This is a genomic window from Pseudomonas sp. BBP2017, from assembly GCF_003024385.1.
Taxonomy (GTDB): Bacteria; Pseudomonadota; Gammaproteobacteria; order Pseudomonadales; family Pseudomonadaceae; genus Aquipseudomonas.
In genome coordinates this window covers 1-7,137 of the sequence record NZ_PVZN01000036.1, presented here as the reverse complement: position 1 = coordinate 7,137, position 7,137 = coordinate 1, and the positions used below count along the sequence as shown (strand labels likewise).

The following is a 7,137-nucleotide window of genomic DNA, read 5'->3' as shown; positions in this document are numbered from 1 at the left end:
GTCTGGACAGACACGAAACTGGGAGCCGATCGGCACGGTGCTGCTGAACCCGGATCGGGAACAGCAGGTCGAGAAAAGAGCGGCATAGTTAGACGGTTGACGCGACAACTACCTTGAAAAACGCCGCCGATGCTGTAGCTGCCAATATCGAGAAACACCTCATTCTTGCGCCAAATAGTGTTGAGCACGTCAGAAGGTTTTCGACCGGTAGGAATGGGCAGTGGCGCCAAGTAGTGATTGCGCGAAAACAGCCGTTTTTTCGTGGTGCCGGCCGGTGGCGTACTCATGTCTTGTCCTTGGGTTGCAGGTAATAGGCCCCGGCTTGCTTCGCGTCGAGCACATAAACCGGCACACGATCCAGTTCCGGTGTCGGATCGTCCCGCAGGGCAACCACGCCGTCGCTGCCACTCAGGGTGAAGGCAACACCGCGCTCACCGCCGATAAAGGATCTGGCGCCCAACAGTGCGGTCAACGGGGTGCGATACCACAGACGCAGGGAGACGGTGCGGGGTTTTGCACCCAGGACGCCGGGCTCGATGTTGAAGGGGCCACTGAGGCGCAAGCCTTGACCTTCCTTGAACGGTATCCAGCTACAGGTGCCGGCGTACAGCCAAGGTCTGGGCCCTTGGTAAGTGTGGGGCTGGCTCAGGTCCATGCCGCTGATGTACTCATGTCTGGGGCAGCGCAGCCAATTCGGCTTCACGCTTGGCGATGGCGGCTTCCAGCTCGGGGGAGCGCTTGGCCCACTGCTCGGGCGGCAACGGTTTGGACCATTCGATGATGGCGGGATAGGTCAGACCAGGCGGGTGCGACAGCTTTAAGTTCTGTAGTTTTTCCGCGAGATAGGTTCCCAGAATCGTAATGCAGAATATGTCCCAGACAACACCAATCAAGTTCCCCTTACGCAAGTCGGTGATGATCGAGCCGATTTGCGTTTCTTCGTAGGGTGCAATACCCACCCGGCTATCAGGTACGGCGTCCGGCCCAATTTCCATGTAGCTGCGGGTGCACTCCCACAACGCCATGGCGGTGGTGCCACCGCCACAGTTAAAGCCCAGCGAGAAATGCTTGTTATCGTCTTTGGCCTGCGGGTCGGGATTCTCAAAGCCGATGACCAACAAGCCCATGGTTGCCTTACCTGCCTGGCTCACCGACGAATGTTGCGTTGCCGCTGCGGTCACGCTTTCCCAGGGGACAATCCAGTACTCGCCATCCTTTAGCGGTACGCATACCTCTCGGCGTTGCCGGTTGAAGCGCACCGGTAAGGGCACCTCGCGAAACAAGCCCTGGATTACAAAACAGGTAGGGATGCCCACGATGATGAGTCCTCCTCCCAGCATTAGTGGATCAGGTGTGATGTAATACATAAGCGCAAACAACATTCCCATTAGCCATATCACCATCACCGCCGAACCGATGCTGTAATTACCGATGTCGAGAAATACCTCGTTCTTGTACCAAATGGTGTTGAGCACGTCAGTGGGTTTTTCGCCGGTAGGGATGGGTAATGGCGCCAAGTAGTCGTTACGCGAAAACAGCCGTTTTTTAGTGGTGCCTGCCGCTGGCGTACTCATGTCTTGTCCTTGGGTTGCAGGTAATAGGCTCCGGCTTGCTTCGCGTCGAGCACATAAACCGGCACCCGATCCAGTTCCGGTGTCGGATCGTCCCGCAGGGCAACCACACCGTCGCTGCCACTCAGGGTGAAGGCAACACCGCGCTCACCGCCGATAAAGGATCTGGCTCCCAGCAGTGCGGTCAACGGGGTGCGATACCACAGACGCAGGGAGACGGTGCGGGGTTTTGCACCCAGGACGCCGGGCTCGATGTTGAAGGGGCCACTGAGGCGCAAGCCTTGACCTTCCTTGAACGGTATCCAGCTACAGGTGCCGGCGTACAGCCAAGGTCTGGGCACTTGGTAAGTGTGGGGCTGGCTCAGGTCCATGCCGCTGATGTACTCATGTATGGGGCAGCGCAGCCAATTCGGCTTCACGCTTGGCGATGGCTTCTTCCAGCTCAGGGGAGCGCTTGGCCCACTGCTCAGGGGGCAGTGGTTTGGACCATTCGATGATGGCGGGGTAGGTCAGACCAGGTGGATGCGACAGCTTCAAATTCTGTAGTTTTTCCGCGAGATAGGTTCCCAGAATCGTAATGCAGAATATGCCCCAGACAACACCAATCAAGTTCCCCTTACGCAAGTCGGTGATGATCGAGCCGATTTGCGTTTCTTCGTAGGGTGCAATACCCACCCGGCTATCAGGTACGGCGTCCGGCCCAATTTCCATGTAGCTGCGGGTGCACTCCCACAACGCCATGGCGGTGGTGCCACCGCCACAGTTAAAGCCCAGCGAGAAATGCTTGTTATCGTCTTTGGCCTGCGGGTCGGGATTCTCAAAGCCGATGACCAACAAGCCCATGGTTGCCTTACCTGCCTGGCTCACCGACGAATGTTGCGTTGCCGCTGCGGTCACGCTTTCCCAGGGGACAATCCAGTACTCACCATCTGCACGCGGTACGCACACCTCACGACGCTGTCGATTGAAGCGCACTGGTAGTGGCACTTCGCGGAACAGGCCTTGGATCAAAAAGCAGATAGGAATGCCTGTAATACAAGCCCCCAAGATCAGTGCGTCAGGATCATTGAGGCCGTAGGCCAGTCCCAAAAACAACATCACTATTGGCCATATCACCATCACCGCCGAGCCAATGCTGTAGCTGCCAATATCGAGAAATACCTCGTTCTTGCGCCAAATGGTGTTGAGCACATCCGAGGGTTTTCGACCGGTAGGGATGGGTAATGGCGCCATGTAGTCGTTACGCGAAAACAACCGTTTTTTCGTGGTGCCTGCCGGTGGCGTACTCATGTCTTGTCCTTGGGTTGCAGGAAATAGGCATTGGGTCGGCCTTCGCCGAGCGGATAAATCGGCGCATTATCCAGTGCCGGTGTCGGATCGTCCCGCAGGGCCACCACGCCGTCGTTATCAGTCAGGGTGAAGGCAATGCCCCGCTCACCGCCGATACAACTTTTGGTGCCCAGCATGGCGGTCAAGGGGGGGCGATAGCGCAAGCGCAGGGAGACGGTGCGGGGGAGCGTGCCAAGCACACCTGGCTCGGTGCTGAACGGGCCACTCAAGCGCAGGCCTTGGCCTTCGTTGAGCGGAATCCAGCTGCAGGTGCCGGCGTACAGCCAACGAGGTGCCATGTCCCGCCAAGGTCTGGGTGGTTTGTAATTGTGGGGCGGGCTGTTTTTGATCAAGTCGTGGTAGCGCTGGGTATCCACGGGATCACCGATCAGGCTCAGTTCCAGGTAGGCGCTGCTGGGCTCGGCACCTGGCAAGTCGATGGTCAGGGCATTGATGGCACTTTCGGAGGCCAGGCCTGAAGGACTGTTGGAACTGCTCACCGCCGAACTGCTCCGCATGCTGACCCGGGGGGTATAGAGGATGCGGTACAGTTGGTTGAGTTCGGTTTGTTGGGCCTCGGCCGCAACAGGGTCCAGATTGCCCGCCCGTGCTCTTGACCAACAGCAGGAACTGAGAAAATTTTGCAGTGGAGTCTGCTGAAAAAACCAGGTGACCAAGTACAGCACACCCAGCACGGCAATGATCCAGTTCAGCGGGCCCATGTACAGCGAATAGCGCATGATGGCGGTTTCGACTTCCATCAGCCCAGCTAAGGTTCTCATCGTGTAGTTGGCCCCCAGCAGAGCCTGGCTACCATAAGCCGCCATTTGTCCTCCGGCCAAGGTTTGGCGCATCTCAAGCCATGGATCGGCACGAGTCTGGGCACTCTCCAGTTGTAGTTGCAGAGACTTGAATTCCTTTAGAGCTGCGTAGGCTGAAAGCCCACCAATCACCCCACCAAACAGAGTCAGGGTTGGGGCCATCGTCTTACCTTTGCCAATTTCTCTAATCCCTAGCCCCTGCCGAACCTGACTATCAATCACCGCCGTCAACGCCGCACCCGCATACAAAGTCGCGGAAATGACGTCGTTCATACGTCGGTCGTCCATCCCCTCCAAGGTCCCAGCCTGACTCAGATAGTTACTCGCATTGAGCGAATTCAGCAGCAAGGCTGCCAGGGGGACGACGCCACCGCTATTGGTGACAAAGGGGGAGTTGACGATACCCGCTACGCGCCCGGCGCCAATGGCTTCCCCTGTCGCGCGGGCCCAGCGGGTCAGTCCTTCGGCTTCGTACCCCAGCAACGTCCAGAGCTGTCGGCCACCTTCGATGACGCCCTGCAACCGCGTGTTGCTGCCCAGGCGAGCGGCGACGAAAACCCCGAGCCAGGCACTGCTGAAGGTTTTGTTGTCCTTGAGCAACAGCAACGCCGCCGCCAGACGGTTGACCAGCACGCTCCACGGGCTATGGGTGTCTCGGGCCATGGCTGCGAGGTCATCCATAATCGGCCGGGTCAGTGGCGCCAGTGCCTGATGGGTGGCGGCGATATTCTCGGCGGCCAGGGCCGCCAGCCATTCGCTCAGACGCGTGGCGGTGTTGAGGCCCGCATCGAGCGAGGGCGTCCAGGCGCGGAACAGGTGGGTCAGTGCGCCGCCATCGGCGGCCCGCACGTAGTCGGCGTATTGTTCGGCGCCCTGGGCACGAATGCATTGCGCGGTCAGGCAACCGCCAGCCAGTTCGGTCAACCAGTGCCGTGTGCCCAGGTCATGGTAATCGACAAACCAGGTGCCATTGGCGGAACGCTTGAGGAACATGCCCCGGTCGCTAAACAGCGCTGTATGACGTTGTTCGACCTGCTGGAAATGCGTGGGTGCGGTGCGCTCGAGCCAGGCGTTCATCGCCTCCAGGTCGATGTATTCACTCACCTTGGCGCTGAGCAAATCGTTATCGCGGTTGGCCTGCTTTTCGGCGCGGAATTCGCGCACCAGGTGCTCTGCCTCGTTGTACAAATCTGCCGGAATAAAGGCCCGCACGGGCGCCACAATAGTGGCGATACGCGTATCGCGGGCGGCGGCTTCAGCCGGGCTGGGGTGACCACCGTAACGGCGGGCCTCGGTTTCAGCCCGGAGTTGTTCATCCAGCCGATGCTGGGTGTCGAGCATAACCTTGCCCTGCTCAGGCGTGAGGCTGAAGTCGCGCCCCTTGTAGCGGTAGTTGAGGCTGCCAGCCAGCTCTGCCCCGTCTTCGCTGACCAGGCTGCGCACAAAGCCGCCAATGCTCAAGCGCAGGTTGTTATCAGCGATCCACTGTTCGTGACGCGCTTCCAGCCACTCTTGCTCATGGTTGATGTCACGCAGCACGCCGAGGTCATCGTCCAGGCAAGCAAACACAGGGAACAAGCCATTGGCCTGGGCTTTGGCGGTTTCCAGCCAGTCCTGAGTGCTCTGGCCCTGCCAGCGTTCGGCACTCCACTGGCCCGGCGGTTCGTCGCTGGCCTCGGGGTGTTGGCCGATGACCTTCTCCCGTTCCCGTGAGCGGTGCATCGCCGCGGTGTAGGCGTTGATGTTGGCGGTTGTCGGCTCTTTCATCACCGCTGCGCCCAGCGCGGCGGTATCGTCACCGCCGTTTCTGTAATCGGCCTTCATCGAGCGGGCGTAGATGGCCGGGATAAGTTCGGCCATGACCTGGTCGGCACTGGTCAGTGGCGGGCAATGCGGCGCCTGCAGCTCGTTGGCCACCGTGCGCAAGGCGATACGGCGCATGTGCGTGTCGCGCTTGGCACTGCTGGTGCTCAACGCCTGACAGTGTTCCGCGGGCAGCGGGTACTCGCTGTAGAGCATCCAGGCGTTATGGATTTTTTTTAGCGCCAGCCCCGCCAAGGTGCCGTTCAGGACGATGGTGTCATCGTCCTCCAGCGCTTGCTCGCTAAGTAAACCATTCGGCGCGACGGCGTAGCGTTTGAGAGGGCCTTGGTCCTGCCACAGGTACAGATAACCGCCGCGCAGGCGGCGTGCCGCCATGGGGTGGCTGCGGGTGACAAGGCCGGGCGTGCAGCAGGGATGGGTCGCTTTTTCTTCTGCCAGGGCATAGCGCACTGGTACCACGAATACTTCAGGCTGACCGGCAGGGCATGGCGTTATGAGGCAGTTGATATCTTCATGGGGCATCGCCCTGGCGGCGCGCTCAGCTTGAGCCAGGCGGTCGAGCATGTCCAGCTTGTCTGCACTCATGCAAAGAGTTCCTTGTCGGTGAGCAGCTGGCGCTGCAGCTCGGCATTCAGGTTATCGAGACGCTGTGCAGGTAAGACCTCTTTCTGGTCGAGGATCAGGCGGTAAACGGCGTGCTCTGCAGCGTCGGGGAATTCATCGCCCAGCACGGCGTGCAAGTTGGCCCAGTGAATGACTTGATCGGCGGCGCTGTAGCCGTGGCGTTCAGCGCTGCGCTGACAGGCCGAGGCCCACTGCTGTTGTGCCGCGGGCTCCGCCCCTTGCAGGCGCTGAGGAAAGTGCTGCTGGCAATGCTCGATCAACTGTTGGGCAAGAAGCTGCCGCTTGGCTGCGCTCATGCGCTCCAACTGTGCCGGAGTAAGCAATAACCAAGGCTTCTCCGTGTACTGAGCAATGGGCTGCTCGGGGTTTTCCTGACCGATGAAACCGCCAGGGTGAAGCGATTCCGGCAGCAAGATACGGCGGATCGGCCCCATTAGCCGATCACGCTCCTGGGGCGCCATGTCTGCCAGCCACAAGGGCGTGATACGGGGGTCGTAATATCGAAAAAAAACCTTGGCATCGCCCTCGATGCGGGCGTGAATCAGGCTGCGCAGGTGTTGCAACAAAGCCGCCTCGTTCACCTCGGACTCCAGCCAGATACCCGCCGTCGTACTCCACTCGTGGGTAAAGGTGTGTGCTAACGGGCTGTTCGGTAATACCGGCACCAACACCGGGCTAACTGCTAGCAGAGCGCTGTACGCAGTCTGTCGATACAGCGATTGATACGCCGTACTGCCTGCAAGCTCGAGCAGGCGGCTCGGCAGGTTATCGATCAGGGTACCGTCCAGCAGCAGATAAGCCTGATTCATGCATCCAGCTCCGATAGTCTTTGACATACCGCGCAGAAGGGGGCGGCTTGCTGAGCGGCTTGCCTCAACGCCGCTTCCTGGGTAACCGATGGCAAAGCATCTAGCGCCTCGGCAACCATTGGTATGGCCGAAAGGGCCTGCTGCGCGGGAACCCCCAAA

The 7,137-nt window shown here is 59.7% G+C and carries 6 protein-coding genes and 1 pseudogene; all 7 read right to left on the bottom strand.

All coding sequences use genetic code 11. The features are described from left to right. Window positions 1-287, bottom strand: a pseudogene (locus C6382_RS24215) (hypothetical protein); the annotation flags it as partial. Continuing rightward, window positions 284-655: a hypothetical protein gene (locus tag C6382_RS23655; protein ID WP_107026722.1), complete on the bottom strand. Its 372-nt coding sequence runs from the start codon at window positions 653-655 to the stop codon at window positions 284-286. The gene C6382_RS23655 and the pseudogene C6382_RS24215, both read right to left, overlap by 4 nt. A 13-nt stretch (window positions 656-668) precedes the next feature. Then, the gene (locus tag C6382_RS23650) at window positions 669-1,574 is read right to left on the bottom strand and encodes a hypothetical protein (RefSeq protein ID WP_107026721.1); all 906 of its coding nucleotides are present in this window, start codon (window positions 1,572-1,574) and stop codon (window positions 669-671) included. Then, a complete protein-coding gene (locus C6382_RS23645; RefSeq protein WP_218276282.1) occupies window positions 1,571-1,990 on the bottom strand; it encodes a hypothetical protein in 420 nt (139 codons plus the stop codon). Before C6382_RS23645 ends, C6382_RS23650 begins: the two co-directional genes overlap by 4 nt. Then, window positions 1,956-2,861 (bottom strand): hypothetical protein, encoded by a 906-nt coding sequence (locus C6382_RS23640; protein WP_107026719.1) that lies wholly within the window; start codon window positions 2,859-2,861, stop codon window positions 1,956-1,958. The genes C6382_RS23645 and C6382_RS23640 overlap by 35 nt, the downstream gene beginning before the upstream one ends. Beyond that, a complete protein-coding gene (locus C6382_RS23630) occupies window positions 2,858-6,130 on the bottom strand; it encodes a toxin VasX (RefSeq protein WP_256589188.1) in 3,273 nt (1,090 codons plus the stop codon). Before C6382_RS23630 ends, C6382_RS23640 begins: the two co-directional genes overlap by 4 nt. Then, entirely contained in the window at window positions 6,127-6,978 is an 852-nt protein-coding gene (locus tag C6382_RS23625; RefSeq protein WP_158262120.1) for a DUF4123 domain-containing protein, read from the bottom strand. Before C6382_RS23625 ends, C6382_RS23630 begins: the two co-directional genes overlap by 4 nt. Window positions 6,979-7,137 lie beyond the last annotated feature (159 nt).

Excerpts from the sequence above, each read along its gene's own strand:
- C6382_RS23655 (WP_107026722.1), bottom strand. The coding sequence starts at position 655 with ATGGACCTGAGCCAGCCCCACACTTACCAAGGGCCCAGACCTTGGCTG.
- C6382_RS23650 (WP_107026721.1), bottom strand. The coding sequence starts at position 1,574 with ATGAGTACGCCAGCGGCAGGCACCACTAAAAAACGGCTGTTTTCGCGT.
- C6382_RS23640 (WP_107026719.1), bottom strand. The coding sequence starts at position 2,861 with ATGAGTACGCCACCGGCAGGCACCACGAAAAAACGGTTGTTTTCGCGT.
- C6382_RS23630 (WP_256589188.1), bottom strand. The coding sequence starts at position 6,130 with ATGAGTGCAGACAAGCTGGACATGCTCGACCGCCTGGCTCAAGCTGAG.
- C6382_RS23625 (WP_158262120.1), bottom strand. The coding sequence starts at position 6,978 with ATGAATCAGGCTTATCTGCTGCTGGACGGTACCCTGATCGATAACCTG.